Origin of the sequence: Chitinophaga sp. LS1 (genome assembly GCF_034274695.1) — a bacterium.
Classification (GTDB): domain Bacteria; phylum Bacteroidota; class Bacteroidia; order Chitinophagales; family Chitinophagaceae; genus Chitinophaga.
In genome coordinates, this window is record NZ_CP128362.1 from 1,762,350 (window position 1) to 1,780,489 (window position 18,140).

Below are 18,140 nucleotides of genomic sequence, written 5' to 3' on the forward strand. Positions count from 1 at the left end.
GCATTGGCACGGTCATGAAGGGGAGTAGCAATAAATACGATATGGCTAAAACAGGGGTAGTCTGATTCGGTTGATATATACACGAACTCACATTTTTAAGAACCCATCGGTCAGAATACGGTACGAATGTAGGTTGATAGGGTGGGAAAGCAGCTGTTCTTTTCGTTCAGTATTTGAACGATATTCATTCTATTCATTTCAATATTTCAGAAATCTTTTTATCCAGTTTTTTTCTACCACACAACATATTTGTTGTAGTACTATGATTAACAACGTATTTAGTTGGCAGTGCTAATATGAAATCAAACCAATAAAATAAAAATTATTTTTAAATAGACATTGCCGCATTGTTATAAACAATTATTTTATATACAATTTTAAATATCATTCATTTATATATGTTTCATTCATTTTGTTCATTTTTATAAGAAAAAATCTAAACTAAAAACCGCTACGTAAGTTTATCCTTGATTACCAAAATCCGATTACAAAAATCCATTTCTTGTCCCCGTATGATAGATCTCTCCTATGACTTTATCATAACTCTTCAGAAAGAAGTTTCGAGACGTTTTGGCGTTGACTCTGTAACGGCTAGTGACTGCAAACGATTGTCACTCGCCATATCCGATGTAACCGGCAAATTGGTTAGTGAAACAACTTTAAAGAGAGTTTTTGGGTTTGCTGTAACACAGCATAGTTTTTCGCGCTATACTTTGAATACCCTGGCGCAATATTGCAGTTATAAGGACTGGGAAGATTTTCAGACCAGACATTTCACGCAATCCACTCCCGGGGAAGTCGTAAAGGATGGTAAATGGGCAGAACTAAAAAGTAAAGGAGCTGCCGTATCCCATTATACCTTAGTAACACTGAAGAACCGCTCCGGCATTCCATTTCAGAATACTGTGTCAAGGGCATTCAGCGTTGCCCACATAGAGCGGTTCCTGGAAGGAACATATCCTGCTACTGCCCTCATTGCGCCAAGCGGATGGGGTAAATCCACTACGCTTGTACACCTGGTAGAACACTTCTGGTATAGCAAAGAAGCAAAGTATCCACACGACATATGCTGGTTCATCCACGCACACGCCGCAGGGAGCTTATTTCTGCGTGGTCTCAATCTTAGTAACTGGCTGGATGATCAGCTCAGCCTCGGACAACGGGAAAATTTCAGGGAATACTTTAAAGCACATTTTGATAAAATAGGCGGTAGACTCATACTCATTATCGATGGCTTCGACGAAATCACGATGTCCAGCGATAAACTGAAACTGATGTATACCAAGCTGGAAGAATTTGTCTACTCCAATGATGAATTCCCGTGGATAAAAGTGATCCTCTCTGTTCGCAGCAATACCTGGTCAGAAATATTTCACAATGATCAGCGCATGCCGCCATTCGGTCGCTATTGGTACCTGGGTCCTGAAATGGATGAAGAAACCAATATCAACATCCCCCGTATGACGGAACAGGAAGTAAAGTCCGTGCTCTATAACCATCGCATGGATCCGTCTGTAGTACGTACTTTCAGCGAAAGTTTCCTGCAAAAACTGCGATACCCTTTTTATCTGCAACTCTTTTGTCAGCTCAATACAGGTGAGAACTCATTTATCAATGAACACCTGAGCCTTTATGAAATGGTCTCGCGATTCGTGCAGATGAAAGTATTCAGCACGAACAATAACAATTTTAAGATCAACATCATTAATAAGCTCCTGGAGCTGCTCGACTATGGCAAGAAGGGGCAATATGTCGACAAGAGCGCACTCCTGAATAAGAATGCAGAATTATTCTCCGCGTACAAAGAACTCCTCTCTGAAAATATACTGGTTGAAGAAAATCTGAGTCAGGACATTATGTTCTACGTGAAGGTTCGTTTTGCCCATCAGTTCCTGATGGAGTACTTCATGGCCATGCACTTTGTGGCGCAGGGTCAGCACCAGACAGGAGAAGGCGTATTTATGAATGTGATCAGCCATCTGCCATCCTCCACCTTCCGTACGGGTATCTTCAAGTGGATGCTGCGCTACGCCATCAACAACGGGCAGCAGGAGAGCATCCGGCAGATGTTCCACCTTTCCTTATCCAATATTGAGAAATCACAATTGCTGGAATACCTTGCTGTACATTATCAGCAGGAAGGAAACAGGGAAATGTCGCTGAAATCCATCTTCCCGATGGGTTACTTTAAAAGGTATCCACTCAGCAAAATCCTGAACGACAACTTTATTCATTTTGGTAAGCGGAAAGTGCTGGTCGCCTTGTTAGACCTGGCAGAACTGCCGGAAGATAAACTGAAGATCAGAAGCATCCTCTTCATTATGTCGCTCCTGCAACTGGATGCAGAGCAATGCGAACAGGAACTGCATTTCATCAAAAAAATCGTTCAACGCGAAATGACGGAAGAAGAGCTGTGGGTCACCCCCTACGACCTCTTCCTCTTTATATATGAATACCTGAAATTTGGTATCGTCAACGAAAGCATCAAAGATAAGCTCTACAGTTATGGACGATATCTGAATGGAAGTACCAGACAGACACCCTCTGTGTCACATGAACTGGTATTCAGGTTTTCAGGGTTTGCCTTCGCACTGCTGCATGATTATGGCCATATGGCTAATTATTCCAAACGGATCTTTGAATGCTATCCGGCACTGGTGTATCAGAAGCACGATCCTGTCAGGCTTTCTTTGCTGAGCTGGCAGACCTATGCCGCCATTGGCCACCATGATCTTACCAGCGCCCTGAAAATCAGCAGGCATGCCGAGCTGTTGTTAAAAAACTATTCATTTGATCATACCAATGGCAGACACCTGGAAGTATTGCACAAACTGATGCAGGGATATGCCTGTATGCTTGAAAATGAATTAAATAAAGCCATACGACTGACAGAGACAGCCATGGAGATTTCCCAGAAAATGGATTTGAAGTTACTGATGATGATGGCAGTGCAATTATTACAAAAAATCTACACGGCCCTGAAGGCCGAAAAACAATTACATATTACACGGCAACAGCTGCAATTAATAGGCACCAGCACGTCATTCAAGCAGCTGGATAAGCTGTGGGGACAATAGACATTCAATTCTGCTTTTCATTATCTGGCATAATTTTGCGTTATTGCATTCCGTAATGGCCATAGATGAAAGTAAATATTCTGCTTTTCAGCAATTTCTGCTCAACCTGCTGAGCCTCTTGACAATCCTTCCGCTGGCACCATATCTGAACCGGTATATACCACCGCTGGTTGAGGATGGCTGGCACCTGGATATGCTGTTGGCCGTACTCTCCTCATTCATGTTCACCCGTCTATTACTCTGGGTATTCAAACCGCTTATCATTCCTGCATTTGTATTAGTTGTCGGTATATTATCCTTCAATTATTTTGCTGATAACTATACCTTTACCAATGTGTTGAATGATTATAAAGGGATGGTACAAGGCAACTGGGGGGCAAAAAACTATAAACAACTGGATATCCTCAGTTTATACCCCCACCGCGTAGAAACCTACAGAGATAAAACAGTGCGTGGTATTCGTGACAAGGTCAACTATAAAGATTCCCTGGTACGTAATTTCTCCATTTACCATTCTGTAGAAGATTTTGATGAATATTTCCCAAAGTATGGGAAAGTAGCCCGTTATCTGGCGCTGTTCAAATACATCAATAAAAATTTCCGCTGGGTACCCGATACCCGTCGTGACGAATATTTTGCTACGCCACAGGAAACCATCCAGAATGGTATGGGCGGCGACTGTGACGACCATAGTATATTGATGGTATCCTGCCTGCAATCTATCGGAGCACGTTGTCGTATAGTACTGATTCAGGGACATGCTTATCCTGAACTCTACTGTGGCAATAAAGAAGATTTTGAAGTCATGAAGCAGGCAATTATTACACTGTTTCCTCATCCATCTATTAAGGAGGTCCACTACCACGAAATGAAAGGCGAATACTGGATAAACCTTGATTATTCTGCGCGCCACCCTGGTGGGCCTTATCTGAATGATAAGGTATATGCGTTGATTGAAATCTAATAAAAACCGATGAGTCAATTTAAAAACATAAAGAAGTTTCACTCGTTTTTGCGCTTTAAGCGCGATTTTGAGCGGTACAGTATGCGAAGGGTCCGAAGTTATGAGATCATCATTCACTGGCTGCACAGCAAAATGAACAGAAACCAGTTCCTTGTACTTTCAGGTATTCTGGTCGGCCTGGTCGCTGGTTTAGCAGGGGTGATCTTAAAAACCCTGGTCCACTATATCCACTATTTTATTACCTACAAAGTTCACTTTAGTACACAGGTCTTTTTCTACGCTATATTCCCTTTCCTTGGTATTGTACTGACTACACTCGTCGTTATCATATTTTTCAAGGGCCAGTCCCGCAAAGGCGTCGGGCTTATTCTTTACGAGATTGCACAAAACTCCAGCCTGATTCCACCGGTTAAAATGTATTCACAGATCCTGCAAAGTGCTCTGACAGTAGGTTTGGGAGGTTCCGCAGGTCTGGAAAGTCCTATTGCCGTAACAGGCGCCGCTATTGGTAGCAACTATGCACGCAATTACCACCTGGGGTATAAAGAAAGAACACTGTTACTGGCAGCCGGTGCCACTGCAGGTATTGCAGCATCTTTTAATGCACCGATTGCAGGGGTGATGTTTGCTTTTGAAATTTTGCTTACGGGAGTGGTGTTTTCAGATTTCCTGCCTTTGATACTGGCGGCGATATGTGGTAGTCTTTTGTCAAAGATCATTTTACAGGAGGAGGTGCTATTTCACTTTGAATCCAGGCAGGCATTCAATTATCACAACGTTCCATTTTATCTTATACTCGGATTATTAAGTGCTTTTTACGCACGTTACTATATCGTCATTTCACAGAAAGTAGAACACTTCTTCCATCGCCTTAAATGGAGTGCCCTCCAAAAGGCCGTACTGGGAGGACTGATCATTTCTATCCTTTGCGTACTGATGCCACCACTGTTTGGAGAAGGGTATTCAAGTATCAAACTGATGGCCAATGGACAGGCTGATGAAATCATCCGGAATAGTTTCTTCCGGTATATACCAGCTAAAAACTGGGTTTTACTGGCATTTCTGGGATGTACCTGTTTACTGAAAGTATTTGCTTCCTCCATCACCATTCAGAGTGGTGGCAATGGTGGTAACTTTGCACCCTCTCTTTTCGCAGGTGGTGTATTGGGATTCTTCTTTGCTATGCTGTGTACACAGCTGGGATTTCAGGATGTTCCTGTTACCAACCTTGTAATCGTAGGCATGGCTGGTGTAATGAGTGGTGTGATGTATGCCCCGCTTACCGCCATCTTCCTGATTGCAGAAGCCAGCTCCGGGTATGACCTGTTCATACCACTGATGATTGTTTCCTCTACATCTTTCCTGCTGGCAAAATGGTTTTCCCCTATCTCGCCGGAACTCAAACAACTGGTAGATGAAGGCAAGATCTTTACAAAAGAACATGACCGGAATATCCTCTCCTTACTCCATACTGAAGAACTCGTAGAAAATACAATTCAACGAATAGATATGAACGCCAGTCTGCGTCAGCTGATTGAGCTGGTAAAAAGCAGCACCCGGAATGTGATCGCAGTCGTTTCTCCCGAAGGTAAACTGGATGGAGTCGTGACACTGGATCGTATACGTCCGATTATGTTCAACCAGCTGATCTATGACACCGTCACTGTGAAAGAAGTGATGCAGCAACCACCAGCATTGATCGGCCTACATGACAATGTGGTAGATGTAATTACAAAGTTTGATGAAGTCAAAGAATGGAACCTGCCGGTAGTAGATAATGATATACTGGTAGGATTTATCTCCAAATCAAATATCCTGAATCAATACAGGTTATTACTACAGGAATATTCTGGCGATAAAATATAGATTCTATGAATTATGTTTTACAAATCATCGATCTCCCTGATTTGTAAAACGTAATTCGTAATTTCCATCTTCTATGTCAAGAATTCTGATTCTATTCGCGCACCCGGCCTTCGAAAAATCAAGGGTCCACCATCAGCTGCTGGCCACTATCCGCGGTATGCAGGGGGTGACTGTGCATGATCTGTACGAAACATATCCTGATCTCAACATCGATGTAAGACAGGAGCAGGGGCTATTACTACAACACGATATTATTTTATTCCAACATCCTTTTTACTGGTACAGTGCACCCGCCATGATCAAGCAATGGCAGGACCTCGTGCTGGAGCATGGCTGGGCCTATGGTCGTACGGGTACGGCTCTCCGGGGCAAGCGCATTACGAATGTAATTTCAGCCGGGACCATGGAGACCGCCTATCAGAAAGACGGATGGCACCAACATCCATTGACCGATTTTCTGTTGCCATTCAAACAGACAGCTACACTTTGTAATATGCAGTATCTGGACCCATTCGTGGTGTATGGCACTCACCAGATGGATGCCACCGTCATCAGTGAACAGGCAATCAGTTACAAACAATTTCTGGAAAACTTAAGGGACCGATAACTATGGAGCATTCATACTTTTTTATAACCATGATCTATCTGGCAGCGGCAGTGGTGTTTATTCCCATTGCCAAAAAGCTGGGCCTGGGCTCTGTACTGGGTTATCTGCTGGCAGGGGTAGTGATTGGACCTTCCCTCATGGGTTTTATTGGCAGTGAAGGACAGGATCTTATGCACTTCGCAGAGTTTGGCGTGGTGATGATGCTGTTCCTGATCGGGATAGAATTAGAACCTGCCTTGCTATGGAACCTGCGGGCACCGATATTGGGGCTGGGGGGATTGCAGGTGTTGATCACTACAGCAGCGGTAGCGGGTTTAGCCTTGTTGCTGGGACAACCACTCAATGCTGCACTGGCATTGGGCATGATCTTATCCCTTTCTTCCACAGCGATTGTGCTGCAAAGTCTCAAGGAGAAAGGACAGTTGTCTTCTGCTGCCGGTCAAAGTGCATTTTCAGTATTACTGTTCCAGGATATCGCAGTTATTCCTATGCTGGCGGTTTTTCCACTGCTGGCAGGGACCTCTTCAGAGGGTGGCAGCCATAGCGAGTCATCATTAAGAGATAATTTACCAGCATGGGGACAAACGCTGGTGGTACTGGGAGCTGTGGTCGTGATTGTGGTAGCAGGGCGGTACCTGTTAAGACCCTTATTGCGCATTATTGCTGCGACAAGGGTAAGAGAGTTGTTCACAGCATTTTCTTTATTGCTGGTAGTGGCTATATCTGTGCTCATGTCGCTGGTGGGATTGAGTCCGGCACTGGGTGCCTTCTTAGGTGGCGTAGTACTGGCGAATAGTGAGTATCGTCATGAACTGGAAAGTGATATTGAGCCATTCAAGGGGTTGCTGCTGGGACTGTTTTTTATGGCCGTAGGCGCGTCTATCGACTTCAAGCTGATACTGAGTATGCCTTGGGTGATTTTAGGGCTTGTAATAGGCTTAATGGCACTAAAGTCCCTGATACTGTTAGGGTTAGGCAAGATCTTCAAGGTCAAATTTGAGCAAAACCTGTTGTTTGCCATCGCTTTATCGCAGGTTGGAGAATTTGCCTTTGTATTGTTATCATTTTCCAACCAGAATAATATTCTGCCACAGGCTACTGTGAGTATACTCACGGCGGTGGTAGCGATCAGCATGGCGCTGACACCATTACTGCTACTGGCTTATGAAAGGTTGATACAACCCCGGTTCAGTGTGCAGCCTGCGAACACGCGGGAGGCAGATGAGATACAGGAAAAACATCCGATCATCATTGCCGGCTTTGGCCGTTTTGGCAATATAGTAGGCCGTTTTCTCAGGGTAAATGGAGTGAAAGCTACCATTCTCGACCTGGATTCTGACAGGGTAGATGCCCTGCACAACCTGGGTGTGAAGGTATATTATGGCGATGCTGCCCGCAGAGACATGCTGGAATCAGCAGGGGCTGCAGAGGCCAAAGTGATCATTGTAGCGATGGATACAGTAGAGCAGACGCTGGAAGTAGTACGGGTAGTGAGAAAACACTTCCCTCACCTGCAAATGTTGGTGAAGGCAGAGAACATACCGGATACTTTTGAGCTGATGGACCTGGGTGTACTACACATCTACAGAGAAACCCTGGATACATCCCTGCGTATGGGAGCAGATGCCCTGCAGATGCTGGGTATCAGGGCGTACCATGCATACAGGAACGCAGGCACCTTCCGTAAGCAGGATGAAAAAGCCATGAAAGGGCTATCCGCTATACGCGATGATAAAAAGCTGTATATCAATACTGTGAAGGAACGTATTGAGGAGTTGGAGAAACTGATGTCCGGCGAAAGAACAACCCGGTTTAATCCGTCTGGTTTGGGATGGGACGAACAGTCACTGATAGATGAAGCAAGGCAGGACGAGTAAGGAACCCTTACCCAGCCAGCGCTTCTTCAATCTTTTCAGCAATAAAGGCAATGAGTCCGTGATCTACTGATTTGGAGGAGTGGGGCACCTCACTGATAGCACGCAAGCGACCTTCTTCATCCTGTTCAAATATGACTTCGTGTTCTTCTACGGTAACTTTAAATGCAATCTTATAAGTCTGTACCCATGGCCGCACTTCGATGATGTGCGGTTTTCCTTTGTACTCAAATTTCAGAATAAAATTAAAATCCTCCATCGGACTATTTCCCAGTGTTTTTAATAATGGCGTCGGTTAACAAAGGTCAGCGGCCGGTTACACATCGATGCTTCCATCTATATCCATACTACGGTTGCGCATTCTTACTTTTTCATCTCTTGAGAGCTGATGTATGAACATCAGAGAGAAGAATGCAGCCGCACTAATGATGAAGATGTAGCCTATAAAGCCCAGGGTGTGAAATACCCGGAACCAGGCCCAATCGTTTGTGATAGCATATTGTGCTAATACGGCGAATACTGTTCCTATGGTAGCAAACGCAAATGCAATTCTCTTCATAAAGGTAAATTTTGGGATCCGGTTTCGATCTTTTTCCTTTTGGTTTTTTACAATACTGTCCAGATGCTGTTAAACAATGACAATTCCGATGCTAATATTTGGGGCAAACCCAATGCCACTGCATTAGGTAGCATAAAGGTACTATACCCAGGTATATCTTCGAGTATTTTTTTCCACATTTGTGGCAAAAAATGAAAATGTGAATAACTATTGTTGGCAAATTGTACACATATGCATATAGAAAATAATATATTGGCAACGGACATAAGAAAGCCGGAGTAAGAATACTCCGGCTCATTACCTAAACCTACAACTGTTACACTGTTAGTAACATATCTTTAATATCTTTTAGTGCATTGCACTTGCGTCTAGTTTACCTTGTTGTTTGTTGCTCTTCACCATGAGTACGAATGGTACGCAGACGAGGAACAGGATGCCGAGATACAGGAACACATCCATATAGGACATTACTGTCGCCTGTTTCAATACGCTGTACTCAAGTCCCTGATAAGCACTACCCAACGCTGATTTCGTATCCATGCCCTTGCTTGCCCAGGAAGCTGCAGCGGAATGGACTCTGTTCATCACTTCAGGATTGTTGGTATCCAGCTTGCTCACCAGGTCCATACGGTGCAGCTCATTACGTCTTGACACGAAGGTCGTAATCAGTGCCACCCCGAAGGAACCTCCCAGCTGACGCATCATACCCGTGAATGCAGCACCCTGACCAATCTGTTGTCCTTTCAGGGTAGAAAGAGACAGTGCTGTGATCGGGATGAACAGCATACCCATACCAATACCACGTACGATCAGCATCCAGAAGAAATCATCTTTACCTGTATCGGGAGTTATGATTTTGTATCCCCAGAAGCTATATACAAAGAACAGCACCATACCTGCGGCTACCAGATACTGATTAGGTATCCCTTTTTCCAGCAGCTTACCAATCAGTGGCATCATAACGGCGGTCATCAATGCCGCCGGTATCATGAGCATACCTGACTGAGTTGCGGTCCATCCAAGCAGTCCCTGCGTATACAGTGGAATGATGAAAGTAGATCCGTACAGACCGAAACCTAACAGGAAGGATAGTAATGTACCTACCCGGAGGTTTGGATTCGCCAATACCCTTAACTCTACGATCGGATTTTTATATACCAGTTCTCTCCATATAAAGAAGAAGAAACCTAATACCGCAGCGACACCTAATACGAGGATGGTTGTATCGTTGAACCAGTCATCTTCCTGTCCGCGTTCCAATACATATTGTAGCGAACCAACGGCCATTGCCAGGAAGCCAATACCCCACCAGTCAATTTCACTCGCTGACTTCTTCTCTGCATATTTAGGACTACGTACGAACTGCAGTGTAAGCAGTGTAGCAATCACCCCGATTGGAATATTAATGTAGAAGATATATGGCCACGCGAAGTTATCTACGATATAACCACCCAAAGGAGGGCCGAGGGTAGGTCCGATGATCACACCCAAACCATAGATGGCCTGTGCCATACCACGTTTTTCAGGAGGGTAGCTTTCAGTGATAATCGTTTGAGAAGTTACCAGCAGTGCACCACCACCTAAACCTTGTATGAAGCGGAACAATACCAGTTCCCACAATGTGTGTGCGTTACCGCAAAGGAAGGAGGAAATGGTAAAGATTATTATAGAAACTGCAAAGTAGTTACGTCTACCGAATTGTTGTGACAACCAGCTGGTCATCGGAACCACGATTACGTTACCAATCGCATACGCTGTGATCACCCAACCGATCTCACTCAAGGTAGCTCCCATATTTCCGCGCATGTCATTCAGAGCCACGTTCACGATGGTGGTATCCACGATCTCCAGCAAGGCGCAAAAAATGGCAGTGATTGTAATGATGACCCTGCGGGCACCATATTCTACCAGATTCTCTTGTTGCATGATGTTGAATTATTTTATAGTGATCAATCCGCAGATGTTCAATTACGAATTACAGCCAAGCGATATTTATATCCAGTCTGAAGTACGAATGTGAGTCCTTTCCCGTAATTCGTAATTGATCACCGGCGATTGAAAAATTAGTCGAGGTGAACATCCACCAACACGTTCATACCTGGGCGGAGTTGTTTAACTTCTGGCTGTGAAGATGCATTTTCGAATTCGATCTTTACAGGCAGACGTTGCACCACTTTCACGAAGTTACCAGAAGCGTTATCTGGAGGCAACAGTGCGAAACGAGCTCCGGTAGCAGGAGAGAAAGAAGCTACTTTCGCTTTCAGCGTTTTACCTGGAAAAGCGTCTACATGTACTTCTACTTCCTGACCTGGTTTCATTTTATCCAGCTGAGTTTCCTTGAAGTTAGCAACTACCCATATATCGTTGGATAATACTACGCTGAACAGGGATTGACCAGCCTGCACCAGCTGACCTGGCTGTACATAAATTTTTGACAGTTCACCATCTTCAGGAGCGAGAATGATAGTATAGCTCAGTTGCAGTTTTGCATTGTCTATTTCTGTCTGACGTTCTTTGATGATCGCTTTGGCAGCATTGATAGATTCAGCAGTAGCATTTGCCTGGGAACCAACAGCGCTGGTCTGGCGGGAAGCTACTTCTTTCTGCTCCTGCAATACTTTCAGCTGACGTTCAGCAGTTTGCTTCGTAGCCAGTGCCTGCTCATATTGTTGCTGAGTGATAGAGTGATCTTTGATCAGGTTGTTGTAACGTTCGTAGTCCTGGTTTGCACGCCATACGTTTACTTCAGCAGCTTTGATCTGTGCATCTACAGCACCGATGTTAGCAGAAGAAGAAGCGATGTTGGAACGGGCAGCAGTAGTATTAGCAGTAGCTACAGATACCTGTGCTTCTGCTGCAGCCAGAGCGGCTTCAGCCTGTGCCAGTTTGATCTTCAGATCACTGTCATCGAGGATAACGAGGGTGTCGCCTTTCTTAACTTTCTGGTTATCTTTTACACGTACTTCTTTCACATAACCGGTTACACGAGGGATAACAGGGCTCACATTTGCTTCAACCTGAGCGTTATCTGTTTCTTCGTGGTGTTGACCATGAATATATTTAGTGATACCAAATGCACCACCACCTATTACCAACACGGCCAAAACGATGATGAAGGTGGAGTTCTTTTTCTTAGGCGCTTGATTTGATTGCGTTTCCATATAATGCGATATATGATATTAATAAGTTGTTACTGAGATAATTATTTACCGGTTGTAGTTGTGGTACCGGTCGTTGTAGTTCCTTCTGTACCTGCTTCGTTCAGCACACCTGCTGTTTCCAGTAATTTGGAGTAAGCAACCATTGCATCTGCTTTTGCGAACGCATAGTTCAGTTTTGCCTGGATATTAGCGACGTCAGCTTCGAGCAGATCGGTAGTCGTAGCGAGGTTATTTTCCTGCTTGTTCTTTACGATCTTGTAGTTCTCTTCGGCCTGGTCGATGGCTTTCTGGTACATATCGATCTTCTTCTGGTTTACCAGGTAGTCCTGATAAGCTCTGTTGATACTGATGTGAATGTTATCCTGCAGCATCTCTTCATTTACACGTACCTGCGCCAGCTGTATCTTAGCATCATCAACTTTCACACTGTTTTTCCAGAGGGAAGAAATATTATATTTCACACCTACACCTGCATTCACTGCATTGGTTACTGAGAAAGCATTAGGAATAGTCAGTGCTACATAACCACCAGTAATTGCTACGGAAGGATAGTATCCACCTTTTGCAGCTTTCACACCTGCGGTAGCAGCTTTTTCGCGAGCCTGCAGTGCAGCGTTATCTGTGCGATTGGTCATTGCTACCTGCTCCCATTCTGCTACACCTTTACCATTTGCTACCACACCCTGGTCGTAAGTATCGGTTACCGCTTCCAGGTCAGTGCTTTCCGGAATCCCCACCAGCAGGTCCATTGTGATGCTTGCAATTTTCAGGTTACTTTCTGCTTCCAACAGGGACACATCTACGTTTGATTGTTGCAGTTGTACTTTCAACAGGTCGTTTCTTGCTACCAGCCCGTTCTTTTCGAGGTTGGTAAAGTCTGTTACACGCTGTTCCTGTTGTCTCAGGTTTTCTTTTACCAGTGCTACAGCCTGCTGTGCTTTGTACAGGTTGCTGTATGCATTGATAGTATTCTGGATAACTGCTTCACGATCTTTCACTGCATCCAGTCTTGCTGCTTCTGCCAGGTATTTGGCAGATTCTTTCTGGCTCTGGATCATGAAACCGGAGAAAACCGGGATGGATACATTGGCCAAAGCGTAGGCGAGAGAGTTTACTTTAGGAAAAGAACTACCGCTACCAGAGCTATCGCTGCTACCCCCCAGGAGTGGACCGTATATGTTTGGTGAGTTGATTCTGAGGTAGGAACCAGATACACTGGCTTCGGGTAATTGCGCGTTTTTAGCTTCTTTTACTGAGGACAAAGCCGCATCTATTTTGGTTTGGCTGAGCTTCAATTGTTTGCTGTTCTGAATACTAAGCGATATGGCTTCCTTCAATGACAGGGTTCTCTTTTCCTGCGCCTGACTGCCAAAGTATGACAGCGTCAACAATACTCCCACTGTCAGAGACCATAATCGCCTGTATGTGCTATTAAGCTTCATGGATAAGAATGGCTTTTAACAATTTTTTTAAATGATTACTGATATGTATAACAAGATGCTGCTGTAATTGATCATCTGTAAGATGCTCAAGCCCGGAAATTCTGGCAAAATGATGCCTGGTGGACATTATATGGTTGGTTGTACCTATCATAGTATTGACCATCATCAATATGTCGACCCCCTCATTGAACACCCCTTTTTCCTGCCCTGCCTTGATAAATGAACTGATGATACCATGCACTTCCATTTTATTCTGGTGGATCAGGTCGTTCACCCCGAGATCAGCCTGAATCTGCGCGCGCATCATCATCAGATTAAAACAGGGATTATTGAAGATCCGTCCAACATATGTATCCACCAGCCTGTCAAAGCGGGTTTCGAACGTAAGTGACTCATCCGTCAGCACAGTTTCCAAAACTGATTTCCACCCCACGATCCTTTTCAGAAAAATCGCTTCAATCAATTTCTCCTTTGAACCGAAGTAGTAAGAAATCATCGCGATGTTCACATCAGCGGCATGAGCAATATCCCTGACAGAGGTTCCGTGAAACCCCTGGGAGGCGAACAGCTGTTCTGCTGCATCCAGGATTGCTAATTGCTTGTGATTGTATTCCATCTTCTACCGAATTGTGGGCACAAAGTTAAACAAACATTTAATTTAATCAAACGATCGTTTAAATATTTGGTAAAAAAGTGCGTTTTTAAGCTGATTTTAAGGTTGCCAAGGAAAATGTAGGTTAATATAATATGACCAGGCACGCGTGAATAAACTGGCAAGATGAAAATCAAAATGAACAAAATGGTTTAGTTGAGTCTGGTTAACTTAGGTAAAACAGCTTATTTGAACATATTGTCCATTGTTATAAGTTCTTTCTTAGAACATCCAAGATTGAACGTGCCAACTCCGGAGCATTGTCCAATGCTCTGGCTTTTTAACTGAAAATCATTAATATGCGCCAGCTTAACAGAATAATCATGAAACCGTATCAAGTTGCCTGCTTCGGAGAAATATTATGGGATATACTTCCAGATAAGAAATTGCCAGGTGGAGCCCCTATGAATGTGGCTTATCACCTGCAGAAACTGGGAGTACCAGTCGCGATGATATCGTCGACGGGGGATGATGCAGATGGAGATGACCTCCGACAGGTCATGCAACAGCTACAGTTGGATACCACCTTTATCCAGAGAGATCCGGCACACGAAACCGGAAAAGTGTATGCCCGCCTGGCAGCTACAAATGAAATGCAATACGAAATTGTACAACCAGTAGCCTGGGATTTTATACAGCCTTCTGCTGGCCTGCAGGAAATTGCAAAAACACCTGGATACCTGGTATTTGGGAGTCTGGCTTCGAGAAATGAGGTAAGCAGAGAAACCTTGCTGTCACTGCTGAATGGTGATCGTACACTGGTATTGGATATCAACCTGCGCCCGCCTCATTTTACACAGGAACTGGTGGAATTGCTTTTACAACAATGCCAGATCCTGAAGATCAATGAAGCAGAACTGAAACTGATAGGAGACTGGTACCAGTTTCCGGCAGATATGGAAGAAAGAGTCCTTGCATTTAGTCAGAAATATGACATACCTACCATCATCGTGACACTGGGTGATAAAGGGGCGGCTTTACTCGAAGACAACGTCTTTTATCAGCATCCGGGATATCAGGTAACGGTCGCAGACACGATTGGCAGCGGCGACGCATTCCTGGCTGGTTTCCTTTACAACAGGATTATCAATACACCACCAGCAATCACACTGGCTTACGCCTGTGCATTGGGGGCACTGGTAGCCTCGTACCATGGCGGTTGTCCGGCATATAATCCGGATGAAATCATTGCCCTGATCCAACAGGTAAAGTGATAGAATATTCTTAATTCATCAACAATTCATACCATCCATTGAGTTTACTTGAAAACCCCAGTTGACTTTTATTATATTTAACTCATGTCTCAACTTATCCGTCATGTGATTGCAGGATTGGGATTGGCCTGTCTGAGCCTCCCTTCCTATGCACAAAAGAAAGCAGCCTATCTGGCTCCCAGACAATATCAGGTTTATCAAACCACCACACCCATTAAGCTGGATGGAAAACCAGACGAAGCAGCCTGGCAAAAGGCTGAATGGAGTCAGGATTTCACAGACATAGAAGGGGATAAACAACCTGCTCCTGCTATGCGCACCAGACTCAAAATGCTGTGGGACCAGGATCATTTGTACATTCTGGCTGAACTGGAAGATGCCAATATATGGGCCACTCTCCACCAGCATGATACCATCATTTACCATGACAATGACTTTGAAATATTCGTAGATCCGGATGGCGATACCCACCAGTACTTTGAATTAGAGATCAATCCATATAATACGGTGATGGATCTGTTCATGCCCAAGCCTTACCGTGAAAACGGAGATGCCCTCATGAACTGGGATGCACAAGGCATGCGCACCGCTACACATATCGATGGCACACTGAATAAACCTGGCGATAAAGACAAAAAATGGACGGTAGAAATGTCTATTCCATTTAGTGCATTTGGTTTCTTTAACCAACATATCAGAATGAAAGACAGTACCATGTGGAGAATCAATTTTTCCAGGGTAGAATGGGATACTGATATCGTGAATGGTAAATATGTAAAGCGTAAAGATAAAACTACCGGCAAGCCATTGCCAGAACATAACTGGGTATGGTCTCCACAGGGCATCATCAATATGCACGCACCAGAGAAATGGGGCTACCTGTTCTTCGTACAAAAACCGGTAGGCAGCACACCAGTTAAAATAGCTATCCCTGCTATCGAAGAAGCAAAGGAAAATCTCTGGGAAGTATATCATCAGCAAAATGCTTACCGCCAGTCACACGGACGTTATGCTTCATCACTAAGTGACCTTGGTATCACTGAAACGACATTTACAGCCTATGGCATTACTTATACATTGTCTATGGAAGCAATTTCAGGACAATTTACCGCTACGATCAGCGACAAGACAGGCGCGCACAAAGCCAGTATAGATCAGGAAGGAAAAGTAACAACCAAAAAACACTAACAACATTATTACAGGTCCAACACTATGAACAAACGTAATTTCCTTAAATCAATCGGCCTTGGCAGCGTAGCCATCATGGGGGCCGGACTTCCTGCTATCGTAAAAGCAGAAAAAACAGCTGATGCAGATGCTGCTGCTACCAAAATCAAACACCGCGTTTGGATCAATCCAGATGAAAAGGATACTGATGCAGACATTCGTCAGCGCTATGCGGCTTATAAAAAAGCAGGTATCGGTGACATCATGTTTGAAGCAGACAGCGAAAGACATTTCAGAATTGCAAAAGAGAACGGTATCAAAGCACACCGCTGGATCTGGACCATGAACAGGGGAGAGAAGGAGTTGCTGGAAAGCCATCCGGAGTGGTATGCGCAGAACCGTAAAGGTGAAAGCTGTGCTACACATCCTCCTTACGTAGGCTATTATCGCTGGCTCTGTCCAAGCAAACCTGAAACTGTTAACTACCTGAAAGAGCAGGCTGAAGCAGCGTTGTCAAAAGATTATGTAGATGGATTACACCTGGATTATGTAAGATATTGTGATGTGATTCTGCCCGTAAACTTATGGAGTAATTACGGTATTGATCAGTCAAAAGAATTACCGGAATACGATTTCTGCTATTGCGAAACCTGCAGAACTAAGTATAAAGATCTGTATGGCAAAGATCCGCTGGAGCTGCAACATCCTGACCAGAGTCCTTCCTGGCGTAAGTTCAGGTATGACCGCATTACAAACGTTGTGACCAACCTGGCGGATGTAGCGAAAAAACATAAGAAACCTATTTCAGCAGCAGTATTTCCAACACCTGAAATTGCGAAACGCATTGTAAGACAGGATTGGACTAACTGGCCATTGAATGCAGTATGCCCCATGATATATCATGGATTCTACCAGGAAGGTGTGGGCTGGATAGGCGACGCAGTAGCTGAAGGTATCAGGGGATTGGATGGTCGTTTCCCACTGTATGCAGGTTTGTACCTGCCGGATTTCAATGGTAACATGGCTGACCTGGAGAAGGGTATCCGGCTCGCGATACAGCATGGTGCATCTGGTGTATCACTGTTTGGTGGTGTGACACCTGAGGTATTGCAGGCATTGCAAAAAGCGACTGTATAAACATTTCATTTTGCATTTGGTAAAAAGACCGGGGATCTTTGCAGGTCCCCGGTTTTTTATGCGTCAATGAAAAACATGTTTGTATATTCAAAGACCAGGATTGGTCTTTGCTGAGTTAAGCTAAACATGAGCCGTTGTATATGTAACATTTCAATAATAGCAGGTAATAATTCTTTTTCTCTTATTGGATAAATTGAATCAGGAATATTGAATCAGGAACCAGGAATAGTTCCTGCGTGTTTGGTCCTCGATTTGTTACTTATGACTTGTATATAGACACCTCCTTAAACCAGGAATGGAACAAGGATTTTTTAATGAGATGAGATTGTATATGTTCATCGAAATATTTTTTATGAATACTGTTTATGAATACTGCTTTTAAATAATGTTTTAAAAAAATCCGGCTACCAGGATTAGCAT

Annotated in this window: 14 protein-coding genes; 8 read left to right on the forward strand and 6 right to left on the reverse strand. The window is 44.1% G+C overall.

The features are described 5' to 3' along the window. Window positions 1-512 precede the first annotated feature (512 nt). The 5 genes from QQL36_RS07220 to QQL36_RS07240 all read left to right on the forward strand — a co-directional run bounded on the left by QQL36_RS07220 (window position 513) and on the right by QQL36_RS07240 (window position 8,391). Entirely contained in the window at window positions 513-3,077 is a 2,565-nt protein-coding gene (locus QQL36_RS07220; RefSeq protein ID WP_321569394.1) for a hypothetical protein, read from the forward strand. A gap of 55 nt (window positions 3,078-3,132) precedes the next feature. Continuing rightward, complete coding sequence (locus tag QQL36_RS07225; RefSeq protein WP_321569395.1) at window positions 3,133-4,041, forward strand: transglutaminase-like domain-containing protein; 909 nt, start codon at window positions 3,133-3,135, stop codon at window positions 4,039-4,041. A gap of 81 nt (window positions 4,042-4,122) precedes the next feature. After that, on the forward strand, window positions 4,123-5,907 hold the full coding sequence (locus QQL36_RS07230; RefSeq protein ID WP_321569396.1) for a chloride channel protein: 1,785 nt from the start codon (window positions 4,123-4,125) through the stop codon (window positions 5,905-5,907). A 73-nt stretch (window positions 5,908-5,980) separates the two neighbouring features. Continuing rightward, window positions 5,981-6,514, forward strand: coding sequence for an NAD(P)H-dependent oxidoreductase (locus QQL36_RS07235; RefSeq protein ID WP_083722919.1), 534 nt, complete (start codon window positions 5,981-5,983; stop codon window positions 6,512-6,514). Window positions 6,515-6,516: 2 nt separating this feature from the next. After that, a complete protein-coding gene (locus tag QQL36_RS07240) occupies window positions 6,517-8,391 on the forward strand; it encodes a monovalent cation:proton antiporter-2 (CPA2) family protein (RefSeq protein WP_321569397.1) in 1,875 nt (624 codons plus the stop codon). Window positions 8,392-8,398: 7 nt separating this feature from the next. On the opposite strand, the gene QQL36_RS07245 is transcribed toward QQL36_RS07240, so the two are convergent. From QQL36_RS07245 to QQL36_RS07270, 6 genes are all read right to left on the reverse strand, one after another. Beyond that, a complete protein-coding gene (locus QQL36_RS07245) occupies window positions 8,399-8,647 on the reverse strand; it encodes a hypothetical protein (RefSeq protein ID WP_083722917.1) in 249 nt (82 codons plus the stop codon). Between the two features lie 57 nt (window positions 8,648-8,704). Further along, window positions 8,705-8,947, reverse strand: a complete 243-nt coding sequence (locus QQL36_RS07250; RefSeq protein WP_083722916.1) for a hypothetical protein — start codon at window positions 8,945-8,947, stop codon at window positions 8,705-8,707. A 348-nt stretch (window positions 8,948-9,295) separates the two neighbouring features. Then, window positions 9,296-10,873 carry a DHA2 family efflux MFS transporter permease subunit gene (locus QQL36_RS07255; RefSeq protein ID WP_083722915.1) on the reverse strand — a complete coding sequence of 526 codons (1,578 nt, stop codon included), beginning with the start codon at window positions 10,871-10,873 and terminating at the stop codon, window positions 9,296-9,298. A gap of 137 nt (window positions 10,874-11,010) precedes the next feature. Next, window positions 11,011-12,108 carry an HlyD family secretion protein gene (locus QQL36_RS07260; protein ID WP_083722914.1) on the reverse strand — a complete coding sequence of 366 codons (1,098 nt, stop codon included), beginning with the start codon at window positions 12,106-12,108 and terminating at the stop codon, window positions 11,011-11,013. 41 nt (window positions 12,109-12,149) lie between these two features. Beyond that, window positions 12,150-13,550, reverse strand: coding sequence for a TolC family protein (locus QQL36_RS07265; RefSeq protein ID WP_321569398.1), 1,401 nt, complete (start codon window positions 13,548-13,550; stop codon window positions 12,150-12,152). Further along, window positions 13,540-14,166 (reverse strand): TetR/AcrR family transcriptional regulator, encoded by a 627-nt coding sequence (locus QQL36_RS07270; protein WP_083722912.1) that lies wholly within the window; start codon window positions 14,164-14,166, stop codon window positions 13,540-13,542. The genes QQL36_RS07265 and QQL36_RS07270 overlap by 11 nt, the downstream gene beginning before the upstream one ends. Window positions 14,167-14,525: 359 nt before the next feature. On the opposite strand from QQL36_RS07270, the gene QQL36_RS07275 reads away from it, so the two are divergent. From QQL36_RS07275 to QQL36_RS07285, 3 genes are all read left to right on the forward strand, one after another. Then, window positions 14,526-15,416, forward strand: coding sequence for a carbohydrate kinase (locus tag QQL36_RS07275; RefSeq protein ID WP_321569399.1), 891 nt, complete (start codon window positions 14,526-14,528; stop codon window positions 15,414-15,416). A gap of 84 nt (window positions 15,417-15,500) precedes the next feature. Then, entirely contained in the window at window positions 15,501-16,604 is a 1,104-nt protein-coding gene (locus tag QQL36_RS07280; protein ID WP_321569400.1) for a carbohydrate-binding family 9-like protein, read from the forward strand. 24 nt (window positions 16,605-16,628) lie between these two features. Next, complete coding sequence (locus tag QQL36_RS07285; protein WP_083722909.1) at window positions 16,629-17,720, forward strand: family 10 glycosylhydrolase; 1,092 nt, start codon at window positions 16,629-16,631, stop codon at window positions 17,718-17,720. The last annotated feature ends 420 nt before the right edge of the window (window positions 17,721-18,140 follow it).

What these genes read in the sequence shown, in the direction of transcription:
- QQL36_RS07220 (WP_321569394.1), top strand. Translation starts at nt 513, where the DNA reads ATGATAGATCTCTCCTATGACTTTATCATAACTCTTCAGAAAGAAGTT.
- QQL36_RS07225 (WP_321569395.1), top strand. Translation starts at nt 3,133, where the DNA reads ATGGCCATAGATGAAAGTAAATATTCTGCTTTTCAGCAATTTCTGCTC.
- QQL36_RS07230 (WP_321569396.1), top strand. Translation starts at nt 4,123, where the DNA reads ATGCGAAGGGTCCGAAGTTATGAGATCATCATTCACTGGCTGCACAGC.
- QQL36_RS07235 (WP_083722919.1), top strand. Translation starts at nt 5,981, where the DNA reads ATGTCAAGAATTCTGATTCTATTCGCGCACCCGGCCTTCGAAAAATCA.
- QQL36_RS07240 (WP_321569397.1), top strand. Translation starts at nt 6,517, where the DNA reads ATGGAGCATTCATACTTTTTTATAACCATGATCTATCTGGCAGCGGCA.
- QQL36_RS07245 (WP_083722917.1), bottom strand. Translation starts at nt 8,647, where the DNA reads ATGGAGGATTTTAATTTTATTCTGAAATTTGAGTACAAAGGAAAACCG.
- QQL36_RS07250 (WP_083722916.1), bottom strand. Translation starts at nt 8,947, where the DNA reads ATGAAGAGAATTGCATTTGCGTTTGCTACCATAGGAACAGTATTCGCC.
- QQL36_RS07255 (WP_083722915.1), bottom strand. Translation starts at nt 10,873, where the DNA reads ATGCAACAAGAGAATCTGGTAGAATATGGTGCCCGCAGGGTCATCATT.
- QQL36_RS07260 (WP_083722914.1), bottom strand. Translation starts at nt 12,108, where the DNA reads ATGGAAACGCAATCAAATCAAGCGCCTAAGAAAAAGAACTCCACCTTC.
- QQL36_RS07265 (WP_321569398.1), bottom strand. Translation starts at nt 13,550, where the DNA reads ATGAAGCTTAATAGCACATACAGGCGATTATGGTCTCTGACAGTGGGA.
- QQL36_RS07270 (WP_083722912.1), bottom strand. Translation starts at nt 14,166, where the DNA reads ATGGAATACAATCACAAGCAATTAGCAATCCTGGATGCAGCAGAACAG.
- QQL36_RS07275 (WP_321569399.1), top strand. Translation starts at nt 14,526, where the DNA reads ATGAAACCGTATCAAGTTGCCTGCTTCGGAGAAATATTATGGGATATA.
- QQL36_RS07280 (WP_321569400.1), top strand. Translation starts at nt 15,501, where the DNA reads ATGTCTCAACTTATCCGTCATGTGATTGCAGGATTGGGATTGGCCTGT.
- QQL36_RS07285 (WP_083722909.1), top strand. Translation starts at nt 16,629, where the DNA reads ATGAACAAACGTAATTTCCTTAAATCAATCGGCCTTGGCAGCGTAGCC.